The organism is Adlercreutzia equolifaciens (genome assembly GCF_029076695.1).
Taxonomy (GTDB): domain Bacteria; phylum Actinomycetota; class Coriobacteriia; order Coriobacteriales; family Eggerthellaceae; genus Adlercreutzia; species Adlercreutzia equolifaciens_A.
The window spans coordinates 1-312 of record NZ_JARFIK010000283.1 but is presented as its reverse complement, the minus strand read 5'-3'; the positions used below and the strand labels follow the sequence as shown (position 1 = coordinate 312).

Annotated in this window: 1 pseudogene; it reads right to left on the bottom strand. The window is 54.2% G+C overall.

From position 1 onward, the window contains the following. Positions 1-312: pseudogene (locus PZH32_RS12420) on the bottom strand (aspartate kinase); the annotation flags it as partial.

Sequence of the window (312 nt, the reverse complement as noted above, 5' to 3'; positions counted from 1 at the left end):
ACGGATATTGATCGGGATTCCGGCTTTTCTTACCGGGAAGATTGCGTCCTCATGAAGGACACTTGCACCCATGTAGGAGAGCTCACGGAGCTCGGTGTAGGTGATGGTTTCGATCGGAGCTGGATTCTCGACGATTCTCGGATCTGCTACAAGGAAACCGGAAACGTCAGTCCAGTTCTCATAGAGGTCTGCCTGGACCGCGCGTGCTACGATGGAACCTGTGATATCGGAACCACCGCGGGAGAAGGTGTGGATCGTTCCGTCCGGCTTAGCACCGTAGAAACCAGGAATGACTGCCTGCTTTAAGGAAGC